The organism is Kocuria massiliensis, assembly GCF_900169715.1.
In the GTDB taxonomy this organism is placed as follows: Bacteria; Actinomycetota; Actinomycetes; order Actinomycetales; family Micrococcaceae; genus Rothia; species Rothia massiliensis.
Genome location: NZ_LT835161.1, coordinates 912,592 through 937,654 on the forward strand (window position 1 = coordinate 912,592; position 25,063 = coordinate 937,654).

Annotated in this window: 23 protein-coding genes; 20 read left to right on the forward strand and 3 right to left on the reverse strand. The window is 61.4% G+C overall.

Features of this window, described 5'->3' with window-relative positions:
- The first annotated feature begins 2 nt into the window (after nucleotides 1-2).
- From leuD to B9Y51_RS08440, 5 genes are all read left to right on the forward strand, one after another.
- A complete protein-coding gene (gene leuD, locus B9Y51_RS08420) occupies nucleotides 3-602 on the forward strand; it encodes a 3-isopropylmalate dehydratase small subunit (RefSeq protein WP_048678069.1) in 600 nt (199 codons plus the stop codon).
- Nucleotides 603-835: 233 nt separating this feature from the next.
- A complete protein-coding gene (gene murA / locus B9Y51_RS08425; RefSeq protein WP_048678070.1) occupies nucleotides 836-2,164 on the forward strand; it encodes a UDP-N-acetylglucosamine 1-carboxyvinyltransferase in 1,329 nt (442 codons plus the stop codon).
- Between the two features lie 29 nt (nucleotides 2,165-2,193).
- Nucleotides 2,194-2,994 carry a lysophospholipid acyltransferase family protein gene (locus B9Y51_RS08430; protein ID WP_245826119.1) on the forward strand — a complete coding sequence of 267 codons (801 nt, stop codon included), beginning with the start codon at nucleotides 2,194-2,196 and terminating at the stop codon, nucleotides 2,992-2,994.
- A 56-nt stretch (nucleotides 2,995-3,050) separates the two neighbouring features.
- On the forward strand, nucleotides 3,051-4,163 hold the full coding sequence (locus B9Y51_RS08435) for an NAD(P)H-dependent glycerol-3-phosphate dehydrogenase (protein ID WP_173834746.1): 1,113 nt from the start codon (nucleotides 3,051-3,053) through the stop codon (nucleotides 4,161-4,163).
- A 57-nt stretch (nucleotides 4,164-4,220) separates the two neighbouring features.
- Nucleotides 4,221-5,348, forward strand: a complete 1,128-nt coding sequence (locus tag B9Y51_RS08440; protein ID WP_085529397.1) for a D-alanine--D-alanine ligase family protein — start codon at nucleotides 4,221-4,223, stop codon at nucleotides 5,346-5,348.
- An 84-nt stretch (nucleotides 5,349-5,432) separates the two neighbouring features.
- On the opposite strand, the gene B9Y51_RS08445 is transcribed toward B9Y51_RS08440, so the two are convergent.
- Together B9Y51_RS08445 and B9Y51_RS11090 are read right to left on the reverse strand one after the other, a co-directional pair.
- Nucleotides 5,433-5,981, reverse strand: coding sequence for a DUF3515 family protein (locus tag B9Y51_RS08445; protein ID WP_085529398.1), 549 nt, complete (start codon nucleotides 5,979-5,981; stop codon nucleotides 5,433-5,435).
- 210 nt (nucleotides 5,982-6,191) lie between these two features.
- Complete coding sequence (locus B9Y51_RS11090) at nucleotides 6,192-6,506, reverse strand: hypothetical protein (RefSeq protein WP_143468036.1); 315 nt, start codon at nucleotides 6,504-6,506, stop codon at nucleotides 6,192-6,194.
- Between the two features lie 229 nt (nucleotides 6,507-6,735).
- Here B9Y51_RS11090 and B9Y51_RS08455 point away from each other — a divergent pair, with 229 nt between their 5' ends.
- The 5 genes from B9Y51_RS08455 to rsmD are packed head-to-tail and all read left to right on the forward strand — an operon-like array spanning nucleotide 6,736 to nucleotide 12,194.
- The gene (locus B9Y51_RS08455) at nucleotides 6,736-7,170 is read left to right on the forward strand and encodes a hypothetical protein (protein ID WP_085529399.1); all 435 of its coding nucleotides are present in this window, start codon (nucleotides 6,736-6,738) and stop codon (nucleotides 7,168-7,170) included.
- 3 nt (nucleotides 7,171-7,173) lie between these two features.
- On the forward strand, nucleotides 7,174-8,295 hold the full coding sequence (gene thiL, locus B9Y51_RS08460; RefSeq protein WP_085529400.1) for a thiamine-phosphate kinase: 1,122 nt from the start codon (nucleotides 7,174-7,176) through the stop codon (nucleotides 8,293-8,295).
- Between the two features lie 10 nt (nucleotides 8,296-8,305).
- Entirely contained in the window at nucleotides 8,306-9,262 is a 957-nt protein-coding gene (locus B9Y51_RS08465) for a DAK2 domain-containing protein (RefSeq protein ID WP_085529401.1), read from the forward strand.
- 3 nt (nucleotides 9,263-9,265) lie between these two features.
- Nucleotides 9,266-11,554: an ATP-dependent DNA helicase RecG gene (locus tag B9Y51_RS08470; RefSeq protein ID WP_085529402.1), complete on the forward strand. Its 2,289-nt coding sequence runs from the start codon at nucleotides 9,266-9,268 to the stop codon at nucleotides 11,552-11,554.
- 55 nt (nucleotides 11,555-11,609) lie between these two features.
- Nucleotides 11,610-12,194 carry a 16S rRNA (guanine(966)-N(2))-methyltransferase RsmD gene (rsmD, locus tag B9Y51_RS08475; RefSeq protein ID WP_085529403.1) on the forward strand — a complete coding sequence of 195 codons (585 nt, stop codon included), beginning with the start codon at nucleotides 11,610-11,612 and terminating at the stop codon, nucleotides 12,192-12,194.
- Between the two features lie 40 nt (nucleotides 12,195-12,234).
- On the opposite strand, the gene B9Y51_RS08480 is transcribed toward rsmD, so the two are convergent.
- Nucleotides 12,235-13,491, reverse strand: coding sequence for an aminotransferase class I/II-fold pyridoxal phosphate-dependent enzyme (locus B9Y51_RS08480; RefSeq protein ID WP_085529404.1), 1,257 nt, complete (start codon nucleotides 13,489-13,491; stop codon nucleotides 12,235-12,237).
- A 106-nt stretch (nucleotides 13,492-13,597) separates the two neighbouring features.
- On the opposite strand from B9Y51_RS08480, the gene coaD reads away from it, so the two are divergent.
- The 10 genes from coaD (at nucleotide 13,598) to B9Y51_RS08530 (ending at nucleotide 24,733) form a co-directional block, all read left to right on the forward strand.
- Nucleotides 13,598-14,068, forward strand: coding sequence for a pantetheine-phosphate adenylyltransferase (coaD, locus tag B9Y51_RS08485; RefSeq protein ID WP_085529405.1), 471 nt, complete (start codon nucleotides 13,598-13,600; stop codon nucleotides 14,066-14,068).
- Nucleotides 14,069-14,224: 156 nt separating this feature from the next.
- The gene (locus tag B9Y51_RS08490) at nucleotides 14,225-14,803 is read left to right on the forward strand and encodes a YceD family protein (RefSeq protein WP_048678089.1); all 579 of its coding nucleotides are present in this window, start codon (nucleotides 14,225-14,227) and stop codon (nucleotides 14,801-14,803) included.
- A gap of 2 nt (nucleotides 14,804-14,805) precedes the next feature.
- The gene (rpmF, locus tag B9Y51_RS08495; RefSeq protein ID WP_030014584.1) at nucleotides 14,806-15,009 is read left to right on the forward strand and encodes a 50S ribosomal protein L32; all 204 of its coding nucleotides are present in this window, start codon (nucleotides 14,806-14,808) and stop codon (nucleotides 15,007-15,009) included.
- 13 nt (nucleotides 15,010-15,022) lie between these two features.
- Nucleotides 15,023-15,757: a ribonuclease III gene (gene rnc / locus B9Y51_RS08500; RefSeq protein WP_048678091.1), complete on the forward strand. Its 735-nt coding sequence runs from the start codon at nucleotides 15,023-15,025 to the stop codon at nucleotides 15,755-15,757.
- Nucleotides 15,750-16,676, forward strand: coding sequence for a bifunctional DNA-formamidopyrimidine glycosylase/DNA-(apurinic or apyrimidinic site) lyase (mutM, locus tag B9Y51_RS08505; RefSeq protein ID WP_085529406.1), 927 nt, complete (start codon nucleotides 15,750-15,752; stop codon nucleotides 16,674-16,676). Before rnc ends, mutM (B9Y51_RS08505) begins: the two co-directional genes overlap by 8 nt.
- Nucleotides 16,649-17,491 carry a bifunctional DNA-formamidopyrimidine glycosylase/DNA-(apurinic or apyrimidinic site) lyase gene (gene mutM / locus B9Y51_RS08510; RefSeq protein ID WP_245826120.1) on the forward strand — a complete coding sequence of 281 codons (843 nt, stop codon included), beginning with the start codon at nucleotides 16,649-16,651 and terminating at the stop codon, nucleotides 17,489-17,491. The genes mutM (B9Y51_RS08505) and mutM (B9Y51_RS08510) overlap by 28 nt, the downstream gene beginning before the upstream one ends.
- Before the next feature lie 68 nt (nucleotides 17,492-17,559).
- Nucleotides 17,560-18,180, forward strand: a complete 621-nt coding sequence (locus B9Y51_RS11240) for a hypothetical protein (protein ID WP_177345060.1) — start codon at nucleotides 17,560-17,562, stop codon at nucleotides 18,178-18,180.
- A 324-nt stretch (nucleotides 18,181-18,504) separates the two neighbouring features.
- Nucleotides 18,505-20,466 carry a type I restriction-modification system subunit M gene (locus B9Y51_RS08520; RefSeq protein WP_085529728.1) on the forward strand — a complete coding sequence of 654 codons (1,962 nt, stop codon included), beginning with the start codon at nucleotides 18,505-18,507 and terminating at the stop codon, nucleotides 20,464-20,466.
- Nucleotides 20,466-21,794: a restriction endonuclease subunit S gene (locus B9Y51_RS08525; RefSeq protein ID WP_085529408.1), complete on the forward strand. Its 1,329-nt coding sequence runs from the start codon at nucleotides 20,466-20,468 to the stop codon at nucleotides 21,792-21,794. The genes B9Y51_RS08520 and B9Y51_RS08525 overlap by 1 nt, the downstream gene beginning before the upstream one ends.
- A gap of 2 nt (nucleotides 21,795-21,796) precedes the next feature.
- Nucleotides 21,797-24,733 carry a type I restriction endonuclease subunit R gene (locus tag B9Y51_RS08530; protein WP_085529409.1) on the forward strand — a complete coding sequence of 979 codons (2,937 nt, stop codon included), beginning with the start codon at nucleotides 21,797-21,799 and terminating at the stop codon, nucleotides 24,731-24,733.
- The last annotated feature ends 330 nt before the right edge of the window (nucleotides 24,734-25,063 follow it).

Consider the following 25,063-nt stretch of genomic DNA (forward strand, 5'->3'; position numbering starts at 1 on the left):
CGATGGAACCGATTACTCAACACACCGGCGTCGCCGCACCTTTGCGGGCCTCGAATGTGGATACCGACCAAATCATTCCGGCCGTGTACCTGAAGCGAATCACTAAAACGGGATTCGACGATGCCTTGTTTGCGGGGTGGCGGAAGGACCCGGAATTCGTCCTCAATCAACAGCCGTTCCGTCATGCGAGCGTCTTGGTGGCCGGTCCAGATTTCGGTACAGGATCTTCTCGCGAGCATGCCGTGTGGGCCTTGAAAGACTACGGGTTCCGCGTGGTCCTCTCGTCGCGATTTGCGGATATCTTCCGAGGAAATTCCGGTAAGCAGGGCCTCGTCGCGGCCCAGCTGGAGCAGCAAGATATCGAGCTGATCTGGAAATCCATCGAGGAGAACCCCGGAATCCAGGTGACGGTCGATCTGGAATCACGGACAGTGACATGCGGCTCATTGACCGTGACGTTGCAGATCGACGAATACACCCGCTGGCGCCTCATGAATGGGCTAGACGATATTTCTCTGACCCTCCAGCATGAGGACGCGATTGAGGCTTTCGAGGCCGAGCGTCCTTCCTTCAAACCCCGTACGCTACCGGCGAAGTTCTAGTGTGATGAAAGATTCCCGGCCGCTCTTGAACCGCCCCGCGGCGTGAGGAGCGGCCGGTCTGCACCGTGCACACTCCCGAAAAAGGTTGTTCCGGACTCGCGACGGCGCGGCAAGGGTGAGTCGCATTCGACGGGCGCATTGGTACCGTAAAATGGTCCCAGAATGCGTGTCACTTGCGGACACGCGCGAATCGTCGGGCTTTTCTCGCCCGCACACACGAGGATTGGAACTCTATGATCGGCGCATTGCACATACAGGGTGGGGAACCCCTCCGAGGGGAAGTCTCGGTCCGTGGCGCGAAAAATCTCGTGCCGAAGGCCATGGTCGCGGCCCTACTCGGTGCAAGCCCGTCCGTCTTGCGTAGCGTCCCGGAAATTAAGGACGTCAATGTCGTGACCGACTTGCTGTCCTTGCACGGCGTCACGGTTAACAAGGATCCCGAGAACGGGGATCTCAAGCTGGACCCCACTAACGTCTCGGTGGCCCGACACGCGGATATCGACGCGCATGCGGGTGACTCCCGCATCCCGATCCTGCTGTGTGGCCCGTTGTTGCATGCCATTGGCGAGGCCTTCATTCCGGACCTCGGCGGATGCAAAATCGGCGACCGCCCGATCGATTACCACTTAGAGGTTCTGCGGAACTTCGGTGCTGAGGTCGATAAACTTCCGTCGGGTATTCGGATGACCGCACCCAAGGGTTTGCGCGGGGCAAAAATCGACCTGCCGTACCCCTCTGTGGGAGCAACCGAGCAGGTCCTGCTGACGGCCACGCGCGCTGAGGGCAACACCGAATTGCGCGGTGCGGCCACTGAGCCCGAAATCATGGATCTCATCGCGATCTTGCAGAAGATGGGCGCGATCATCACGGTTCAGACCGATCGCGTGATTCACATCGAAGGTGTTCCGAGCCTCAGCGGATATAACCACAAGGCCCTGCCAGACCGCATCGAGGCGGCATCCTGGGGTTCCGCTGCGCTGGCCACCGGCGGCGACATCTTTGTTCGTGGAGCTCATCAGGCCGACATGATGGCCTACTTGAATACATTCCGGAAAATCGGCGGTGGCCTCGACATCACGGACGAAGGCATCCGGTTCTACCACCCTGGTGGCAAACTGAACCCGCTTATCGTCGAGACCAACGTGCACCCTGGCTTCATGACCGACTGGCAGCAGCCCTTGGTGGTGGCGTTGACACAGGCCGACGGCGTCTCGATCGTCCACGAAACCGTGTATGAAAACCGTTTCGGATTTACCGGGGCTCTCAACCGCATGGGCGCGACCATTCAGCTTCATCGCGAATGCCTCGGCTCGGTCCCATGCCGTTTCGGGCAGCGCAACTTCCTGCACTCGGCGGTCATTTCGGGACCGACGCCGTTGCACGGAACCGACATCAATATTCCGGATCTTCGCGGCGGGTTCAGCCACCTGATCGCGGCTTTGGCCGCCGAAGGTGACTCCAAGGTGACCGGAGTCGAACTCATCAATCGCGGTTACGAGCGATTCGTTGCGAAGCTGGAAGGCCTCGGAGCAAAGTTCGACATCGAAGACCTGGCGGCCTAGCAGTCATGGCGGGCGAAGGAAAAGCGGGAGTGCGGAAATCCGCGCCGTCGAAGAAGAAGCGGCCCTTGGAGACCGTGGCACCGAGCCGCGGCGGGGATCTGCTGTTTCGGGCGACCGCGGCGGTCGTGCGACGTGCGTTGGACCTGGCCATGAGGCGTTCCTGGAAAGGCGTGGAAAAATTGCCGCGCGACCAGGGGTACATCGTGGTCGCAAACCACGTGACCGAGGTGGATCCGTTGACGGTCGCGTACCTCGTGTACATGTCCGGAACGATCCCGCGTTTCCTCGCCAAAGAGTCCCTGTTCCGCATTCCGGTGGTCGGCACCATACTTCACCGCACCGCACAGATTCCCGTTTTCCGCGGTTCCATGGATGCGCGGAAGTCGTTGGAGAGTGCTCGAGCGGTCATCGACGCCGGGGGCGCGGTGCTGATCTATCCGGAAGGAACCTTGACCAAAGATCCCGACCTCTGGCCCATGGCTGGTAGGTCTGGTGCCGCGCGGCTTGCTTTGGCCACTGGGGCACCCGTCGTGCCGATTGCTCACTGGGGCGACCAAGAATTCTTGGCTCCCAAGGCCACCAAGCCCCAATTTTTCCCGCGCAAAACCGCTCACGTCTTGGTGGGAGACCCCATCGACCTGTCGGATGTTCGTGCGGAGAATCGGACGGATCACGTGAGCCGTGATGCGCTGGCTGAGGCTACGGAGCGCATGATGGACGCGCTGACCGGCCTGGTCGAGCAATTGCGAGGTGAGGAGGCCCCTGAGGGGCGGTGGGATCCTCGGTTGAACCGCAGGGTTCCTCGAACTCCCGGGAAAACCGCTAGGTAGCCAACCCCGAGGGCGCCCCTCAACCCGCCGGGACACCCGCGAACGGAAGGAAAATCGTGAACGCTCAGGAGCAAGCACCCACCGTTCCACCATCCGTACCGACACCTCGCCGTGTCGCCGTTTTAGGTGCCGGAAGTTGGGGCACCGCCTTCGCCAAGGTCGCGGCCGATGCCGCCCGCTTGGGCGCATCAGACGGAGATTCGTGGGAGGTCGTGCTGTGGGGTCGCAATCGTGACTCGATGGCATCGATCAGCACCTCTGGCATCAACGAGCGATATTTCCCCAACACCCGGTTGCCGGAAAACCTCGCCTTTACGTCTGACCCGGAGGAAGCTTTGCGGGGAGCCGACGTCGTCGTCGTCGCGATTCCGGCCCAGGCACTGCGGTCCCAGCTCGAAGCGATGGCATCGATCATCGAACCCAACGCGGTGGTCGTCTCCCTGGCTAAAGGGTTAGAGCGTGGCACCGGGTTGCGCATGTCGGAGGTCATCGAACAGACGCTCCCCGGATTTGGGGAACAAATCGCCGTGCTCTCCGGCCCTAATTTGGCCAAGGAAATCATTCAAGAACAACCGACGGCCTCGGTCGTTGCCTCCGTTTCGGAGCGTTCCGCCGCCCTGGTGTCTCGGGTTTGCGCCACGACGTATTTTCGGCCCTACACCTCGGGCGACGTCGTTGGCGTCGAGCTGGGCGGTCTCGTCAAGAACGTCATCGCATTGTGTGTAGGCATCTGCGAAGGACGGGACTACGGCGACAACTCGAAGTCGTCCATCATGACCCGTGGACTGGCGGAGACCACGCGTTTGGCGGTCGCTCTGGGCGGGCGAGCCGAAACTCTTGCTGGGCTCGCCGGCATGGGGGATCTCGTGGCCACCTGCTCGTCTCCGTTGTCGCGCAATCACACGGCCGGGCGCCTCTTGGCTCTCGGGTTGAGTGAGGTCGAGGTCGGCCAGCGCATGACACAGACCGCCGAGGGCATGAAGTCAGCGTCGGTCGTTCGCGACCTGGCCCGACGCCACGGCGTCGAAATGCCCATTGTGGAGGCCGTCTCCGCCGTCTTGGACGGGCAGATCACCGTCGACCAGCTACAGCCGATGCTCCTCGGCCGTGCCCTCAAAGCCGAGACTCCTCATGGGGGACCACAGGGAACCAGCGCCCCCGGGCATTGACGCACTCTGCGCCGCGGCCCTTGAATTTTGCACCACACGTCGTCAGAAAGTAACGCCATGACCATCAATGCCACTGCAGGACGCACCACCGTCGGAATTCTCTTTGGAGGGGTCTCGTCGGAGCATTCCATTTCGCTGATTACCGCTCAAGGCGTGCTGGGCGTGCTCGACCACGACCAATACGAACCGGTGCTCATCGGCATTACCCGTGAAGGCACCTGGCACTTGAGTAGCGAGGACGAACTGTCCCGTTTGGCGGCGGAATCCAAGCTCCCGGAATTTCGTGGCGAAGGACCGCAGGCTTCTTTGCCCATGGGCGAGGGGCAGGGAGGTATATTCCTGCGCCACGCGGACGGATCCTTTGAGGAAGGACCGCGGCTCGACGTCGTCTTTCCCCTCTTGCACGGGCCATTCGGCGAGGACGGAACCGTCCAGGGGCTCCTCGAGATGGCTCGACTCCCATACGTTGGGGCGGGGGTCACCGCTTCGGCCGTGGGCATGGACAAGCACTTCATGAAGGTAGCCTTCGAGGCGGCGGGGCTCGAGGTCGGCCCGTATCGTGTGGTGACGGCACGCGATTGGGCGAACGATCGTGAGAATGTCACGCGCCGGATTCGTGAACTCGCTCTTCCCGTATTCGTTAAACCTGCCAGGGCCGGTTCCTCGTGCGGCATCACCTGCATCGATTCGTGGGACCAGTTGGAGGCTGCGATCGCTACGGCACATGAACTGGATCCTAAACTCGTGATCGAGGAAGGCATCAGCGGTCGTGAGATCGAGTGTGCCGTGTTGGATGGTGCGAATCATGAACTTCCGAAGGCTTCGCACCCCGGAGAGATTGAAATCGTGGGGGACACCCACACCTTCTATGACTTCGAGGCGAAGTACCTGGAATCTTCCTCCTCGGAGCTTCGCTGCCCTGCGGACCTTCCGCAGGAGGTTCGTGAGGAAATTCGTGCCAAGGCGATCCAGGCGTTCCTCTCTTTGGACGGCGAAGGCCTGTCACGCTGCGATTTCTTTTACACGGACGACGGCCGCGTGGTCATCAACGAGGTCAACACCATGCCCGGATTTACCCCCATCTCGATGTACGGCATGATGTGGGCCGAATCGGGAATTGGTTACGGTGAGCTCGTGGATCGGCTCATCCGGTTGGCGCTAGAGCGTCCGGTGGGCCTGCGCTAAGGGATCACTGTGTCGCCGTCCTCGGACGGTCGATTAAGAACGACGACGGGCGGGGCATCACGCCGCCGCCCGTCGCGTGCGTGATCACCCCTGGTCGGAAAGATCCAAGTTATCGGAGACCGAGGAACACTGCTTCGACTGGTGGATACGATTCACCGACGATTGCAGATCAACGAGGATGGTCGAGGAATTCACCTTGCCCGCATCGAACGTCACCTGAACGGCAGGGGTGCGGCCGAATGAGGTCGCAGTCCACGTTCCGGTGCCGTCAAAATTCTGGCCTTGAGCGGTACCCGAAGCTGATGCGCTGGACCCAGTGGAACTTTTAGAAGCAGTCGCATCGTGATCGTCATCCTTGCGGATGGTCCAGTCGACGTCGTTGACCCGGACACACGGATCCATGACCGGTTCCTTCACGCGAGCGCCGCACTTGACGATGATGGTCGCCGGGTCTCCGTACGCCGTGGTTGCCTGTGCGGTTGTCTCCCGTTTCGATTGTCCGGCGAGGGTGTCCGGCATGGCGACCATGGCCTTGGCACAATCTGGGTTGGCGGCGTCGGGCGCCGGATCGAGCGTCACAGCCTGCGAGCAACCGCTCAACGCCAACGTGAGCGCGGCAGCCAGAGGAATCATGGCGCGGCCCGGGAACTTTTTGCCTTGTAACGGCCGGGGGCTGGACCCTAAACTAAGGACTTTGAAGGGACCCTGAGGTACAGAAATCACGTCCTCGAGGATACCTCAGATGAACTTATGGAGGTGCCGTCCAGGCTCCTCCCAGTGGGCAGGTAGCACCCGTCTGTGTATTCAGTCAGGGGAAGGAGCGGACATTATCATCAGCCATAGTCAGGGGCGTACTCTCAGGAAAGCGCGGATAGCCACGGTGCGCGGGGTTGCGTGTACGGCGGCGGTCGGCGTCGTGGGAATGACGTCCTTGAGCGCGGCCATGGCCGTGAACGCTGAGTCGCCCTCCAACACGCCAGGGACCACGAGCACCGCGGAGCCCACCCACAACGGGTCCACGACGAGCCAGCCCAGCACCGGCGATTCCACCCCGCAAACGTCGCAAACCTCGGTTCCCACGCCAACGAGCGAACCGACGACGCCGCCCGACCCGACGCCTACTTTGGAGCCGGAGCCCACCCATTCCCCGGAGCCCACCAAGGTTCCTGAACCGACGCCGACTACGGAACCTACCCCCGAACCGACGCCGGAACCGACGAAGACGCCCGATGTCCGCCCGACACCGGAACCCTCCTATCAACCTGCTCCGGCACCGGCCCCGACGCAACAGCCGGCCCCGACCCAACAGCCCGTGGCCCCGAATGGAGACTCCGCCCCTAACGGCGGACAGGTCGAGGCCCCTCAGCCAACTACGCCAGGGAACTCGGTGCCCCAACCTGCACAGGGTCCTCAAGACACCAACTCGACGATTCAGACTCCGCAATCCGCTCCGACCTCGGTCGCATCGCCGAGTCCCGGTGCCGTCGTGAACGGTGAATCCAATTCGGGCGGGTCGGGCCCCGCCGGAGGATCGTCTTTGGGCGAAGTCAACGGCATCTCGAGCTGGGTGAGCCACTACCTCGATTCGAAGAAGTCGGACAACTCGGACTCCGTGAATTCCGACACGAACGCGGGCGTGAGCAATATCGACGAGCGGTCTAACGCCGGGGCGGAACAGCAGGACGTCTCGAGCCAACGCAATCTGAGCTCGCTGCGTGGGCCATGGCCGATCCTTGCCTTCACCATCTTGGCATTGGGCGGAATCTGGGCTGTGCTTTCACGTACGTCCAAATCTCGCTCCGCAGACCAGAACGACCGCTGACCCGTGGCCCCTGCCGGTGTGACGGTCGGAGAAACGTCCGAAGAAGAGGTGTTGCGTCCCGTCCTCGCCATATTTGAGGAACATCGACGCTGGGTGACTCGGCAGAATAACGGTACCGAGCTGATGCTGGGTCCGGGTGACGACTGCGCCGTCTACGACCTTTCCGCCGGGCGAACCGTCGTCACGATTGACTCGCAAACCCAGGATCAGGATTACCTGCTCGAATGGCCCAACGGATACCGCACCACAGGCTTCGACATGGGGTGGAAATCGGCGGCTCAGAATGTGGCGGATGTCGCAGCTATGGGCGCGATTCCCACGGGTCTGGTCATTAGCCTCGTCCTCCCGCCCGACACATCGGTGGAAATGGTGCGGGACATGGCCCGTGGGTACTGCGCAGCCCTCCAATCCCTGGGCGCGACGAGCTGCACCGTCGGTGGCGGTGACGTGGGGTCGGGAACGGAAATCGGACTCACCGTAGCGGCCTTTGGCTTGATACCGGCGAAAACCTCTACTGCGGTTTCCGGAGACTGTGGCACTCCCGTAGTGAAGCGCTCAGGCGCGCAACCGGGCGACGTCGTGGTTTTGGCCGGCACGGTGGGGCGGGCCGCCGCAGGCCTTGATCTTTTGAGGGCCAGCCAGGGTCCGGTACCGGACCTCGACACCGCGGCACCAGAGTCCTGGGCCCATCCGAGGTCCGACCTGAGCGCCCTGATGGCATCCCAGCTGCGTCCCCAACCACCGATCGTCCAGGGGCCGATCCTCGCGGAGCACGGCGCGACCGCGATGATCGACGTTTCCGATGGGCTCCTGCGGGACGCCGAACGCCTCGCCACGGCATCGAACGTCCGCATCGAGCTGGACTCGGAATTGCTGGAACCCCTGGTCGAGCCCTTGCGCCCAGCTGCTTCGGAACTGGGCCTCGACCCTCTGGAGTGGGTGTTGTCTGGAGGAGAGGACCACGGACTTTTGGCTTGCATTCCCTCGTCGAAACCCCTTCCCGAGGGGGTACGTGCGATAGGCTCGTGTGGACAATTAACGGGCCGGGAAGCCTGCGTCCTCGTGGACGGGAAAGCCCGGATTCATAGGGGATGGGACCATTTTGCAGCAAAGGACCGGTTCTAGCGCCGCCGTCATGAGGCGATGGCTGACGGACGCCGCGGACGTGCTGGACCGTCACCAGGACGAACTGAACTCCCTGAATATTTTTCCCGTAGCCGACGCCGACACCGGAACGAATTTGGCCGTCACGGTACGGGCCGGTGCGCAGGCCGCGGACATGGTCAATACGACGCTGGTGGGGGAACTTTTCGAGATCTGCGGGCGGCACTGCCTTGAGGAAGCCAAGGGAAACTCCGGAACCCTCTTTGCGGTGATTTTGGCGGGATGCGCCGAGCCTCTTCGCGATCAGACGCGCATGACGGCCTTTGGCTTTGCCCGGGCCTTGGAATATGCACGAACCCGAGTTCTTGGCGCTTTGCACGATCCCGTGGAAGGCACCATTTTGTCCTTCGTCAATGACATCTCCCGGGCTGCCGGTCAGTGGACGGATCCAGACGATTCCAATAAGAATCTTTGCCTCATGCTGACTCATCTAGTGGATGTCGGTCATAAGTCGGTCGGTCGCACCAGTACCCAACTGGAAGTGCTTCGGGACAGCGGTCGGGTGGACGCGGGAGCGCTGGGAATGTTGATCATCTTCGACGTGCTCGCCCACACCGTTCGCGGAGAAACCTACCCCGGGGCCGAAGCGCGTCCGTATGCTGCGTGGCTTGAAGCGGAACGCGAGGAACATTTGCCCGTGACGCGGGGCGCTGGTTCTTCTGGAACTGGTCCGGCCGTCGGGGAAGACGGCGTCGAGTTGATGTGTGCCATCGAGCTCGAGGCTCTCGCCGCCGCTCAACTCCGGCACGAACTGTCGCAGGTGGGAGACTCTGTGATCATGACCGCCGTCTCCCAAGAGCCGAACGACAAGATTCGGTGGCGCGTGCACGTTCACGTACCGGACGCCTCCACCGCGATGAGCGTTTTGAGCCACTTCGGTAAGCCTCTGGACATCACCACAGAGTCGCTTTCGGCCGAGGACACCTGATTCATGGCACCCGAGGCTCTCGAGGAACGTCCCCTCCGGTCGGTCCTGCATCCTAAGACTGCCGATGCTCTGGCTCGTCATCTCGACCTCAACACGGTCGGCGATCTCCTCGAATATTTTCCTCGGCGTTACCTGCCACGGGGCGAGCTCACCCAATTCTCCGACCTCGTCTGGGGTCAAGAAGTCTCGATTATTTCCCGGGTCCTCTCCGTGACCACTCGTCGTCTGCACTCCCGTCGAGGGTCCATTGCGGAAGTCCTCGTCACGGACCAACTGGCCCCGGAGGAATCCTTCGCGCCGGGGGTTGACGACGCCGGACGGCTCGACGCGCTGGCCGGCTCCTCGGTCACGGTTCCCACGGGTCCGCAGGGCAACACGATGTCCCTCTCGTTCTTCAACGCCTGGACCGCGTCCAAAGAGCTTGCGGTCGGCGACCACGTGATGTTTTCCGGCAAGGTCTCGGAGTTCAAGGGGCAATTGACCCTGACGAACCCCCACTATGCGGTGCTGAGCGAACCCGGCGCATTGGACGGTGAAGCGCACGACCCGGACGCGCCCCTGCCGCCATTGCCGGTGTATCCGGCCACCGCAAAGTACCCAACGGATCGCATCGAGGCCGCGGTGCGGACGCTCCTGGACAAGGTGGATCTGCGAGACTGTCACGATCCTGTGCCGGGCGACCTGCATCGCAAACATGGATTGCCGAGCATCGCCCAGGCCTACCGGCTGATCCATCAGCCTCGGGAGGACGGTGATCCCCACCGGGCGTTGCGGTATTTCCGGTACAGGGAGGCCCTCGTGCTGCAGGTGATCTTGGCCCGCCGCGCCGCCGTGTTGGACGCGCAACGCACCAAGGCGTACCCAGCCATCGCGGGCGGCCTCCTCGAAGCTTTCAACGCGAACCTTCCCTTCACCTTGACGTCCGGACAGAAGCGGGTCGGTGAGGAGATCGGCAGCGATATTGCAGGGGAGCGTCCCACGAATCGGCTCTTGCAAGGTGACGTCGGGTCAGGGAAGACCCTCGTGGCCCTGCGAGCCATGTTGCAAGTGGCCGACGGCGGCGGGCAGTCCGTTCTCTTGGCCCCCACGGAAGTCCTTGCCGGGCAGCACGAACGGTCTATTCGGACCGCACTCGGCGAGCTAGCGGAGAAGGCCGGCGTCGTCGTGCTGACCGCGTCCATGCCCGCTGCCACGAAGCACCGGGTCATGACCGACATCGCGTCTGGGGCGGCGTCGATCGTGATCGGCACCCACGCCGTGTTGGCAGAGCACGTGAGTTTTGCCGAGCTGGGTCTCGTGGTGGTCGACGAACAACATCGGTTTGGCGTGCGGCAACGTCACGCGCTCATGGGGACGGACGGTTCGCCCGTGCATCGGCTCGTCATGACGGCGACGCCGATACCTCGATCCGTGGCCATGACGGTCTTCGGAGACCTCGCCGTGTCGGTCCTCGATGAACTCCCCGCCGGCCGCCAAGAGGTCGCCACACATGTGGTCTCCTTGGCGAATCATCCCTCGTGGGAGGCCCGCTTGTGGCAAAGGGCCAGGGAGGAAATCGACCGAGGACATCAGGTCTTTGTGGTGGTACCCACGATCGGGGACGGTTCCGACGACGCCGACGTGGCGGACGATTCTCCCACCGCTCAGGAGGGATCCGGCCGTGGCGGTTCCGGCAAACGCCTCCAGTCGGTAGAAGGCCTCACCGCGACCTTGAGGTCATTGCCGGTGCTCTCCGGGTGCCGGATCGAGGCCCTTCACGGAAAAATGGACGGTGCCACCAAAGCCGAGACCATGAACGGCATGGCCCAGGGGGACATCGATCTTCTGGTCGCGACGACGGTGATCGAGGTGGGGGTCGACGTTCCCAACGCCACGTTGATGATCATCATGGATGCGGACCGGCTCGGAATGTCGACCTTGCACCAGCTGCGGGGGCGGATCGGCCGTGGCGGTCACGCCGGAACCTGCCTCCTGGTGACGGAACAAGATAGTGAGGGAGCCTCGATGCCCCGGCTCGACGCCGTCGCTTCCACCCGGGATGGATTCGAATTGTCCACGCTCGACCTGGAGCAACGGCGAGAAGGCGATATTCTGGGCGACAGTCAGTCGGGCCGACGCTCGACGCTTCGCAATCTGTCGGTGGTCCGCCACGCCAAGATCATCGAGCAGGCGAGGGCCGACGCGAGAGAGCTCGTAGGGAACGACCCCCAATTGGAGAGGTTCCCGACTCTGCGGCACGCCGTGGTGGAAGCCGATAGTCAAGAAAATACGGAGTACCTCTACCGTGGTTGAGGGATGCTGCCCTCGAGCACGCCACTGGTAGATACGAATCAAGGACGGACACTCAATGGGACGCATCATTGCCGGTGCCGCAGGCGGCGCCCGGTTGGCATCGGTCCGCGGCGACAAGACCCGCCCCACCACGGACCGCGTTAAAGAGGCGCTGTTCTCGCGTTTAGAAACCTACGATGTGCTCACGGACTCTCACGTGCTGGACCTTTTCGCGGGATCCGGGGCCCTGGGGTTAGAGGCGGCGAGCCGTGGAGCCTCGCACGTGACCCTGGTCGATCGAGACCGCGCGGCCCTGGAAGCTTGCCGGGCCAATCGGGACGTCGTGGCCAAGACGGGTCTCTTCGCCGAGATCTCCGTGGTCAACGCCCAGGCCGAAACCTTCCTGGGACGTGGCGATAACCGCTGGGACGTGGTGTTTGTCGATCCTCCGTATGCCATGACCGACGCCGAACTCACCGAGATCTTGGCGTCCCTCTCCGGACGATTGACGGAGGGCGCCGTCGTCGTGGTGGAGAGGTCGACCCGCAGCCCCGAGCCTGCGTGGGGTGATGGTCTATCCCGGTTTGGTCATAAGGCCTATGGGGAGACGACGCTTTGGTTTGCGGAACCGGAACTCGGGTCCGTGGACGGCGAGGACTAACCTTCGGCCAGGCTGCGGGTCCGCGTGACAACTCGGACCATCAGAGTCCCGCCCGCTGCAAGCGTTCCGCCGATTGCTGGAGCACGTCGGGACGCTTGCAGAACGCAAAGCGGATCCAGGAGGCATAGAGGGTTCGATGGGGTGCAGTCGCGAAGGCCTGAAGAGGCACCACCGCGACACCCGCCCGCTCCGCGAGGGACCGGGAGATTTCCAGGCCGTCCCGCCCCCACGGTTCGGGAACACCCTCCGTGGAGGCCACCGCGAAAAAGGTTCCTTCGGGTCGGCGCGCACGGAAGGCGCCCCCGTCGAGCCCGTTCAGGAGAACCTCTCGCTGTTGGAGGTATTGGTCGTTCAGCTCGGTGTAGAAGCTCTGTTCGCGAGCCCAAGCCATGGCTTCCGAGACCGCAACTTGGAGGGGTGCGGCCGCGGAGTGCGAGAGATATCCCTTGGTGGCACGCAAACCGCGTGTCAATTCCGGAGGCGCAATGGCCCAACCGACGCGCCATCCGGTGATCGAAAAAGTCTTTGACGCGGAGGAAACCCGGACGGTTCGGTGGCGAGCCGACTCGAGTGAACCGAGGTCCACCGGATTTCCGTCGAACACCACGTGCTCGTACACCGAATCGGTCAGAATGATCGAGTCGTGACGCTCGGCCAGACCGGCGATCAGCTGCATGGTCTCCTGGCCGAACACCGCGCCGGTGGGATTGTGCGGATCGTTGACGAGCACCATTCTGGTGCGATCCGAAAAGGCATCCCGCAACCGTTCGAGGTCTGGGGCGAAGGTCGGCGGAAGCAACGGAACTGTGACGATTCGGGCGCCCGTCAGTCCAGCGATGGCCGGATACAGGTCATAAAACGGTTCGAAGAGAATGACCTCGTCGCCAGGCCGAAGGTACGCCATCATGGTGGCGGTGAGGGCTTCCGTGGCACCGGCCGTCACAGTGATTTCGGTGTCCGGATCAGGTCGGCGTCGTCCAGCGATCTCCTCATGGATGGCGATTTCCGAACGTAGAGTGGGGTTGCCGGCAATGGTGGCGTACTGATTCCGGCCTTGGGCCACGGCTCGAGACAGGGCATCCGCGAGGACGGCGGGACCGTCCGTGTCCGGGAAGCCCTGACCGAGGTTGATGGCATCGTGCCGGTTGGCCAACGCGCTCATTTCCTCAAAAATCGTGGAGGACAGCGAACCCTGCGCGTCTAACAGGCCGGCAGACTCGGCCAATCCAACCCACGGGGGAGCGGGCTTCGAACCCTTCGCGGTGACGTTTGCGGTGTCCTGGGAATCATCCTGCATTCCTACATGGTAAGGGCCGTCACAACGGGTGACGAAAGTTGCGACGTGCGGAGTCATTCCCCGGCACGACAAGCCCCGGCGAGGCGAGCCCTGGTAACTTGGACCCATGAGTCTTGCCGTTTGCCCGGGTTCTTTCGACCCGATTCATAACGGACATGTCGAAGTGATCACCCGCGCCACGAAGATTTTTTCCAGTGGCGTCATTGTCGCCGTGTCTAATAATCCCGCCAAAAAGTACAGATTTAACCTCGAGGAGCGCCTCGAGATGGTGACCGAGGTCTTCGGCTGGCTCGACGGCGTGACCGTCGAGCCGATGGCTGAGGGGCTTCTTGCCGAATACGCTCGGTCGCGAGGGGCGACGGCGATCGTCAAAGGCCTTCGAGACGCGAAAGACTTCGTCTACGAGGCTCCCATGGCGACTATGAACCGCAATATCAGCGGTGTCGAAACGGTATTTCTGGCGGGCGACCCGAAGAACGGACATTTGTCCTCATCTCTCATCAAAGAGGTGTCCTCATTCGGGGGCGACATTCGGAGTTTTGTTCCCCGCTCGGTCGGACGTCGTCTCGGGGGATAGACGGACCCGGAAACGGACGTTTCCCCTAGCCTGCTTCAACCGGCCGCCATATGATGTTGGTCATAAGCCCTGCGCCCCAGAGGGTCGAGGGTTGTTTACTCACGATTGGCTGAGTAGGCTAGACAGTCGGTCATCACGTCGTATCAGGAGTTCATCATCAGTAATGACAGTTCTTCATCCCTGACGGTTTCCGTGAGGGAGCTGGCCAAGCGGCCGGGGAGCACGGAACACCTCGATGAGACCGTGACTGTGCCTCAGGACTTCGGGAATCCCCAAATTGGGGCGCCCGAGGGTTCCGACATCACACTCGATCTCCGCCTGGAATCCGTGCATGATGGTATCTTTGTCAATGGTGTTGCCTCCGTGAATGTTCACGGAGAGTGCAGCCGGTGTTTGGATCCCATCGACTATCCAGTGACGGCTGACATTCAAGAGCTGTATGTTTTTGAACGTGAACCCCAAGGCCAGTCGCAAGACGAAGCAGACGAGCAGTACTGCGTAGAGAACGATTCAATCGATCTTGAACCGGTGCTGCGAGATGCGGTCATCACGCAACTGCCGTTCCAGCCCGTGTGCCGGGAGGATTGTCAGGGCCTGTGCTCCGAATGTGGAGTGCGCCTCGACGAGAATCCCGATCATCACCACGAGAACCTGGATCCTCGCTGGTCGGCCCTTTCCGGGCTGTTCGGTGCGGAGACCGCAAACGAGACAACCGAGACGAGAGAAGAGAGATAGCCGTGGCTGTTCCCAAGCGGAAAATGTCCCGTGCCAATACGCGCGCACGTCGCTCCCAGTGGAAGGCCTCCGCGCCTCAGCTGGTCAAGACTGTTGAAAATGGCAAGGTGACCTACAGCCTTCCCCACCAGGCGAAGGTCGTCACCGATACCGCCGGCACCCCCCTGTACCTTGAGTACAAGGGTCGCAAGGTGGCCGACGCCTAAGACCGGCGTCCCTATGACTACCGTGCAACACGGAGACCTGTTGAAGCGTCTCGGCGTCGACATCGACGCCGAGACGCTTCAGCTTGCGCTCACACACCGTTCTTACGCCTATGAAAATGGCGGTATCCCACACAACGAGCGCCTCGAGTTTCTTGGCGACTCAGTGCTGGGCCTGGCGGTCACCTCGGAGCTTTACGGTCGATTCCCTGACCTTCCGGAAGGTGAATTAGCCAAGCGTCGGGCAGCCGTCGTTTCCGAGCGGTCCCTTGCGGCGATCGCTCGATCCCTCGAGGTGGGCCCCCATATTCGGTTGGGCAGGGGCGAGATGTTGACCCATGGTGAGGACAAGGACTCGATCCTTGCCGACACCATGGAAGCCCTCTTTGGTGCCGCGTACATATCGTGCGGTGGAGCTCCCGCCCGGGACCTCGTACTTCGCTTGACCACACCGCTTCTGGACGATGACTTCGTTCTGGGCGCTGGTCGGGATTGGAAGACGGAAATTCAAGAACTCGCCGCCGCCATGGATTTGGGCGACATTCAATACCACGTGACCGGAAGCGGACCGGATCACGCTCGCGTCTTTGAGGCGCGGCTCGAGGTCGGAAATACGACTCAAGGCGTCGGCACCGGTACGGCCAAGAAGCATGCCGAGCGAGCTGCGGCCGAGGCGGCATACCGCCACCTGACCTCGCAGGAGTCGGCCGACGTCACCCAGCTTCGAGACAACAGCCAGGATCGTGCCTGAACTACCTGAGGTTGAGGTAGTCCGGTCCGGACTCGCCAGGCACATCATGGGTGCCCGGATCGTGGGCGTCGAGGTTGCCGATCCCCGCTCTCTGCGGCGCCATCCTGGAACCCCGGAACAGTTCGCTTCTGCCCTGAACCGAGCCGTCATCCGGGATGTGTGCCGCCGGGGAAAATACATGTGGCTGCGGTTCTCTTCCGACGGCGAGCAACTCGACCCTCGCGGCGTCGTCGTGCACCTGGGGATGAGCGGACAACTACTGTTGGCGACCGCGGACATGCCTCCGCATCGACACACCCGCATCACGTTCACGCTGGAAACCACCGACGGCGAGGCGGTGGAACTCCGGTTCGTTGATCAACGGATTTTCGGAGGGCTCTTTCTCGACGACGTCGTTCCGGTTGCTGACGCGCAGGGGAGACCCGTGCCGGCCGCGTCCACCAGTGTGCTGGACCTTCCCGAAATTCCCCAGACTGTCGCGCATATTGGCCGCGACCCGCTAGACCCCTATTTCGACGCGCAGCAATTCCGACGGCGCATTCTCCGGACGACCAGCGGCATCAAACGCGTCCTCCTGGATCAGTCGGTGATTTCCGGCATCGGAAATATTTACGCGGATGAAGCGCTGTGGCGCGCACGGATTCACTACGCGAAGCCGGCGCGGTCGCTGTCGGCGCAGAAAACCCGCGACATCATCCATGCGGCTACCGAGGTGATGACGGAGGCTCTGGCTCAAGGCGGGACGAGCTTCGATGCGCTGTACGTGAATGTGAATGGGGAATCCGGCTATTTTGAGCGCGGGTTGAATGTTTATGGGCGCGCTGGGTTGCCGTGCAAACGATGTGGGGCAGCGATCGTGCGGGAGCCGTTTATGAATCGGTCGAGCTACTATTGCCCTGTCTGCCAACGGAAACGCTGACTGGGTGGCGTGCTGCAAGAGGAGTCTGGGGCCGCAAAAGGATCGCCTCGGCGACAGTTCATCATCCGCGGGCCGTGCGGCGACATGCGGCCGGCAGTGAGGATCTTGCCTCTCGGGTGGTCGGTGCGACGATCACGAGGATCGCGCGTCGCGGCAAGTACCTCAGGTTGGTCCTGGATGATCAGAATGCGCTGCTCACGCATCTGGGGATGAGAGGGCAGATGCTCATCACGTCGCCCGGCGTGACGATCTTTCGACACGAGCGGGCACGGTTCTCCTTCACCGATGGCGGCAGTGATCTGCGCTTCGACGACCAGCGCCCGTTCGGTCACTTGATGTACGACGGCGGGGGAGCGGCGCTGCCGTCGCCGATCGCTCACATTGCGCGAGACCCGTTCGATCCGTTGTTTGACCAGGCAGCTGCGGTCACGCGAATCAAGACCAGACGGACTGGGATCAAACGTGTCCAGCTGGACCAGACACTCGTGTCCGGCATCGGGAACATCTACGCCGACGAAGCGCTGTGGGCCGCCAAGGTGGACGGCGAAACGGCGGCGTCGTCGATGTCCAAGACGAGGATCTCGGCTGTGATCGATGCTGCGAGGGAGGTCATGGCCGCTGCGCTCGCCCAGGGAGGCACGTCGTTTGATTCTCTCTACGTTGACGTCTCCGGGGCCAGCGGCTACTTCGCCCGGAGCCTGAACGTCTATGGGCTCGTCGGTCAGCCCTGCCCGCGCTGCGGCACGCCTATCGTGCGCAATCAGTTCATGAACCGCTCGAGTCACTACTGTCCTAGTTGTCAGCGGAGACGATAGCCGCGCTTGCACTGTTCCGTCCGGAATCCTTACGTATGCCAATCCCGTCGCGCAGAATGGAGTGCATCGTGAACGAGCCACCTGAGCCCTTCATGCACTGGTGCGAAGTCTGCGGCATCGAGGAACTGCTTACCTCTGAGGAAGCGTTCCGAGCAGGCTGGGACTTCCCTCCGCGGTCAGGGTCTTGGGGAGTAGTCGGTCCGCGGACCTGTGGCAAGTGCCCGATGACCGCCACCGTCTGGTGGGCGGTGACGATCGATGGCTACGACCAGGCGCAGCTGCGCACGCAGCAGCGCGACGTCATCGCGCGGATCATGGGCGAGGTCCCTGAAACTGAACCGGCAGCGCAGGACTCTTGCGCGCTCTCGGAGCAACGGGATCAACTTGATCTCTCTGACGGAGGCTCTTGGCTGGTTGTGACGCGCTCGGGTTCCGGGTATCTGTTTCGGCTTGACGGCGATGTCCGCACGGTGGTCCGGTTGGTCGCGGACGGGGCGAATGCTCGTGCTGACGAGAGAACGGTGATGCGTCGTGACGGGGAAGTGCTGCCACTGCTGGGGCTGATCGAGCCGCCGATTCAGGTGGGACGGCCGGCGTACCTCGTCGTCGGCAACGTCAGCGACGACGTGGGGTACGTGTCGACGACTCGGGCCACCACGCCTGTCGTAAGCATCCGCCGGCTGGGATGAACCGAGTCCTCGTCAGAGCGAGCCGTTCCTCACGGTGTCACTCCAGGCGAATCGACGCTCCGCGAGAATGATTCCGCCTATGCAGAAGGTGTTTGCTGCACGTGTGGGAGCACGTCTTGCTCGCTCGGACCTACACGTCTCGACGTTGGAGGTTGCGTGGCTAGCGGGTTGGTTACTTGTGCGTGGCCGGTCTGAGCTAAGTGTCACTGCCCGCCGGTACGATGGGCAAGTAGGGGCCGAAACTCATCCAAGTAGGGGCCGAAACTCATCTAAGCCGCGACCGCTGAGGTCAGCACGTCAAGAAGGATGGACGCATTGCCGAACATGGCCATCGATCACGCACGGATCGCTTCGCTCATCTGGGGCATCGCCGATGATGTGCTCCGCGACCTCTACGTCCGTGGGAAGTACCGCGACGTGATCCTTCCCTTCACAGTCCTTCGCCGTCTAGACAGCGTGCTCGGTCCAACCCGTGACGCAGTCATGTCGATGAAGAAGATGCTGGACGACGCTGGCATCGCAGACCAGGATGCTCCGCTTCGGGACGCGGCGAAGCAGGACTTCTACAACACGTCTGGGTTTGCGCTACAGGACCTGCGCCATGTTTCTAATTCCATGCGGCTGCGGCAGAACTTCGAGGCTTACCTTGATGGGTTCTCGCCCAACGTGCAGGAGATCATCGACAACTTCGAGTTCCGCAACCAGCTGACACGTCTCACCAAGGCGGATGCGCTTGGCGCACTGATCGAGAAGTTTCTTGCACCGGACCTCAATCTCTCTCCGAGCGGTCTCGACAACCACGGTATGGGGACGGTCTTTGAAGAGCTCGTTCGTCGGTTCAACGAGGAGAACAACGAAGAGGCCGGCGAGCACTGGACGCCTCGGGACGCCGTGCGCCTTATGACGCGGCTGATGTTCGAACCCATCGCAGACACGATCCCGTCGGGCACCTACAGGCTCTACGACGGTGCTATGGGCACCGGTGGCATGCTGACCGTCGCCGAGGAGACACTGAAGCACCTCACGGAGATGTCTGGCAAGAAGGTCTCCACGCACCTCTACGGGCAGGAGATCAACGCCGAAACGTATGCGATCGCGAAGGCCGACCTGATCCTCAAGGGCGACGGCAAGGCGGCCGACAACATCGTCGGTGGTCCGGAATATTCCACACTGTCGAACGACGCGTTCGCGGGCCAGGAGTTCGACTTCATGCTCTCCAACCCGCCGTATGGCAAGAGTTGGAAGACTGACCAGGACCGCCTCGGTGGCGCGAAGAAGATCATCGACCCGCGGTTCGTCGTCAACCACGACAATGACAGCGAGTATTCGCTGGTGACGCGGAGCAGCGACGGACAGTTGATGTTCCTCGCGAATCTGATCGCGAAGATGAAGCAGGGCACCGAGCTCGGCTCCCGGATCGCATCGGTGCACAACGGCTCCTCGCTGTTCACCGGTGACGCCGGCCAGGGCGAGAGCAACATCCGACGATGGATCATCGAGAACGACTGGCTCGAGGCGATCGTTGCGCTGCCGCTGAAGATGTTCTACAACACCGGCATCGCCACGTACGTGTGGGTGCTCTCGAACCGCAAGGAAGATCGCCGCAAGGGCAAGGTCCAGCTCATCGACGCCACTGACTGGTACACGCCGCTGCGCAAGAACCTGGGCGAGAAGGGTGTCGAGGTCAGCTCGACTGACGCCGACAGGGTCCTCGAAGCGTTCAAAGCATTCGACGAGTACGAGGACACCGATCACTCGAAGATCTTCGACGGAGTGGACTTCGGGTACCGCAAGATCACTGTCGATCGGCCCTTGCGCATCGCCGGTGTAGATCCGCATCGTGTTTACACGGCGAAAGAGATCAAGCAGTTGAAGGAGGACGGCGTGCGCGATGAGAGTGCGCCACCCCTCATCCGCAAGGCCCTGCCGTACGCGGCGACACCCGATCCGCTGCACGGGAGACACGAAGCCGTCATCGACGGCCGCGCCCGTGTCGTCGAGTACGAGCCCGATGTTGAACTGCGTGACACCGAACAGGTACCGCTCAACGAGCCCGCGGGTGACTATGCCAACGGCATCGAGGCGTTCTTCCGCCGCGAGGTCGAGCCGTACGCCCCCGATTCCTGGATCGACGACTCGAAGACAAAGATCGGCTACGAGATCTCCTTCACCCGTCACTTCTACAAGCCCGCGCCGATGCGCACCCTAGCCGAAATCCAGGCCGACATCCGTGCTCTGGAGGCGGAGACTGAAGACCTGATCGTTGAGATCGCGGGGGAAGACTGATGTTTCGAGATCTACCACGTTATGCCGATCTGTCCAAGACGACTGTCAAATGGGTACCTATTTTGCCGCGCCACTGGGAACTGAAGCGAGGTAAGTCGCTTTTTAAGCGCGTCCAACGGGAACCTTTAACCTCAGACGGAGTTGTCACGTGCTATCGCGATGGCGTCGTGACGCTGAGGAGTCGTCGTCGATCGACAGGTTACACGGAGTCCCTGAAAGAGATCGGCTATCAGGGAATCCGCAAGGGTGATCTTGTGATCCATGCGATGGACGCGTTCGCTGGGGCTGTAGGAGTCTCTGACAGCAATGGAAAGGGAACTCCCGTATATAGCGTATGCATACCGCGCGGGGAAGCGAATCCACATTACTATGCCGCGGTCATACGCGAAATGGCGCGTAGCTTATGGATTACTGCCCTCTCTAAAGGAATTCGGGAACGCTCAACAGACTTTCGATTTGAGACGTTCGGTGCGCAGCTCCTTCCAGTTCCGCCGCCAGAAGAGCAAGCCGCGATTGTGAAGTACATCGACGATGCGCGCGTGCGGATCGAAAGGGCTATAGCCGCGAAGCGTCGCATGATAGCCCTGCTCGAAGAACAGAAAGCAGCGATAGTCGCCGAGACACTAATGGACTTCAAAGGGTCGAGCCGCGAGCTACGTCACGTGCTAGAAAAGCTTGTAGATTGCGAGCATAAGACCGCGCCGTATGTTGAGGGCGGAAAGCATTGGATCTTGCGTACCTCGTCGGTGAAGAAGGGGAAGATCGATTGGTCCGGCGCGTACACGACAGACGCTGAGTCATTTGAGGAATGGACCCAGCGTGCCACTCCTCGACCCGGCGACGTGATCTTTACACGAGAAGCTCCAGTTGGGGAGGCGGCTGTGATTCCGTCCGGACGAAACGTTGCGCTCGGTCAGCGCACCGTTCTGATGAAGCTTCGCAAGGATGTAATTGTTCCCCAGTTTCTTGTTCACCAGATCTACGAGGGCCTCCCTCGGGAGCGGATCAAGTTGGCTACTCAGGGGTCTACCGTCGGGCATTTCAATATGGATGACATCGGGTGGATGCGGGTGCTTGTCCCAAATCTCGAGGAGCAAGAGAAGGCGGTTGCTAAGATCGACGATCTTTCGCGTAAGCCGCACGAAGCCATCATGAAAGCAGAGCGGGAGATGAGGCTCCTCCAAGAATTTCGTACCCGCCTTTTTGCCGATGTCGTGACGGGGCAGGTTGACGTCCGTGCGATCGCCGCATCGTTGCCTGAATTCCCGGAACTGGGGATCGGACTGGACTCGTTGTTGGATGATGCACTTGCCGGAGGTGAGGAGTGAGCATGCGGCGTCTCAATGAGGAGAGCTTGGAAGCGCTCATCGTCGACCAGATGGTCGAGGATGGGTGGGGTGAGGGCGCGCCAGCCGATTACGTTGCGTCCTACGCTCTCGACCTCAACCAGTTCACGAAGTTCATCGAGACGACACAGTCCGAGCGCGTCGAAGCACTTGGCCTTCGCTCCGACACCCCTACACGTCACAAGTTCCTCGCGCGGCTCCAGGGTGAGATCACGCGCCGCGGTGTTGTGCATATGCTGCGCAACGGTATCGACCACCACGGTCTCCACGTTGATCTGTACTACCCAACGCCTGTCGAGGCGAACTCCCGTGCTGTTGATCTCTTTGACGCGAACCGATTCGTAGTCACACGACAGGTCCATCACAGTGTGAGCAACACGGGTGACGCTGTAGACCTTGTCGCGTTCGTCAATGGTTTGCCAGTATTCACATTCGAGTTGAAGAACAACATCACGAAGCAGACGGTCGAGGACGCGGTCCAGCAGTACCAACGCGACCGCGACCCCCGTGAGCCGCTGTTCGCCTTTGGCCGGACGATCGCACACTTCGCCCTCGACGACCAACGCGCCCGGTTCTGTACCGAGCTCAAGGGAGCTTCTTCGTGGTTCCTCCCCTTCGACCAGGGCTTCAATGACGGGGCCGGCAACCCGCCAAACCCGGGCGGTGTAATGACCGACTACCTCTGGCGGCAGGTCCTCGCTCCGCACAGCCTCGCGGGGATCATCGAGAACTATGCACAGATCGTCGTTGAGAAGAACCAGAAGACCGGCAAAAAGGCCCCGAAAGCGATCTTCCCGCGGTATCACCAGCTCGACGTTGTCCGGCAGCTACTTGCCGATGTCGAGGCGAACGGTGCGGGCCGCCGGTACCTGATCCAGCACTCAGCGGGCAGTGGTAAGTCGAACTCGATCGCCTGGTTGACGCATCAGTTGACCGAGACGACCCATGAAGCTCGCATTGCCTTCGACTCGATCATCGTCGTCACCGACCGAATCATTCTGGATAACCAGCTCACACAGACGATCAAGTCGTTTCTACAGGTGGGCTCGACGGTGGTGCACGCCGACCGATCGGGGGATCTCAGGCGGGCGATCTCGGCGGGTAAGAAGATCATCGTCACGACGGTGCAGAAGTTCCCTTACATCCTGGATGACATCGGAGCGGATCATCGCGACCGCACGTTCGCCATCGTGATCGACGAGGCGCACTCGTCGCAGGGCTCGAAGACGTCGGCTGCAGTGTCCCGCGCTCTCGGCGGTATCGACGAACTTGAAGATGACACCGTCGAAGACCAGATCAACCGCATCATCGAGGGTAAGAAGCTCCTGACGAACGCGAGCTACTTCGCGTTCACTGCGACTCCGAAGAACAAGACCCTCGAGATGTTCGGTGAGCCTGTGCCGAACTCAGACAGAGGCACGAGCTTCCGGCCTTTCCACTCGTACACGATGAAGCAGGCGATCCAGGAGGGCTTTATCGTCGATGTCCTCGCGAACTACACTCCCGTCGATAGCTATTACAAGCTCATGAAGACCGTAGAGGACGACCCCGAGTTCGACGCTAAGCGTGCATCGAAGAAGCTCCGCGCGTACGTCGAGGGTAACGAACATGCCATCGCACTGAAGTCCGGGATCATGGTCGAGCACTTCCTCGGCCAGGTCGTGGGAAAGCGAAAGATCGCCGGGCAGGCCCGGGTGATGGTGGTGACGTCATCGATTGCACGATGCATCGAGTACTTCCACGCGATCCGTGAGGCACTCGCCGCGCGCAAGAGCCCGTATCAAGCAGTCGTTGCCTTCTCCGGCGAGCACGAGTACAAGGGCATGAAGGTGACCGAGGCTAGCTTGAATGGCTTCCCCTCCAACGCGATCGCGGAGCAGGTGGAGACCGATCCTTACCGGATATTGGTCGTCGCCAATAAGTTCCAGACGGGATACGACGAGCCGCTGCTGCACACGATGTACGTCGACAAGGCGCTCTCTGGAGTTCTGGCTGTGCAGACGCTGTCGCGTCTCAACCGTGCCCACCCTGCCAAGCACGACACTTTCGTTCTCGACTTTGCGAACGACGCCGACGATATCCAGCGAGCGTTCGAGCCGTACTACCGGACGACGGTGCTGGCCGAGGAGACTGACGCCAACAAACTTCATGACCTAGTGAACGATCTCGACGCCGCCGGCATTTACACCCTCGAGAAGGTTGATGAGTTTGTGAGTCGCTACCTGGCTGGTGAGAGTCGTGACCAACTCGACCCGCTGCTGGATATTTCTGTTGCGGAGTATATTGAGCTTCCCGACGAAGACGACCAGGTGTCGTTCAAGGGTGATGCCAAGGCGTTCCTGCGGACCTACAACTTCCTGTCTACCGTCCTGCCTTACGGGAGCCAGGACTGGGAGAAGCGATCGATCTTCCTCGATCACCTCGTGCCGAAGCTCCCAGCGCCGAAAGAGGAAGACCTCTCCGCGGGCATCCTGGAGAACATCGACCTCGAGTCCTACCGTGCTGAGAAGCAGAACGCGATGAAGATCGTTCTTGCCGACGAGGATGGCACGCTTGCCGGAATACCGCCCGGCGGCGGTGGGCACCGTTCGGATCCAGAGCTCGATCGGCTCTCGGCAATCGTGAGGAGCTTTAACGACCACTTTGGCAACATCGAATGGAACGATGCCGACCGTGTCGGGCGCTTCATCACAGAAGAGATCCCGAGGCTCGTGTCCGAAGATGAGGCCTACAGGAACGCACAGTCAAACGACGACCCTGTGAACGCTCGCGTAGAGAGCGACCGCGCGCTCGGTCAAGTGATGCTGCGTCTTATCGCGGACGACACCCAACTGTTTAAAGAGTTCCAGGATAATGGCAGTTTCAAGCAGTGGCTGGCCGAAGCTGTCTTCAGGGCGACGTACCGAAAGGGTGCTGCATAAGGGTATCGCGTCGAGAGCATCCAAGGATCATGGCTCAACGGGCTCTAGGGGTGGATTCGATTTCTATATGGGCTATGAGGCGACCCCGTGAGTCCCCGCGGGCTTTTGAGTTGAGTCACTGTGGGGCAAGTGTTGCCTTAGTGACGTTTCTAAGCCGCCGCCTCGATGTCCACTCCTGCCTGCATCCTGATCCGAGTGGCACGGTTGGATGACCTTGAATGAGTAACTCTGATCAGACCCTAGGGCTGGTGGGCAATTCGAGGTTAGAGTTCTATGGCGTTAGAGAGCGTTGCAGGGCAAAGTATCCGTTGGGCGTGTAGCAAGCCAGTT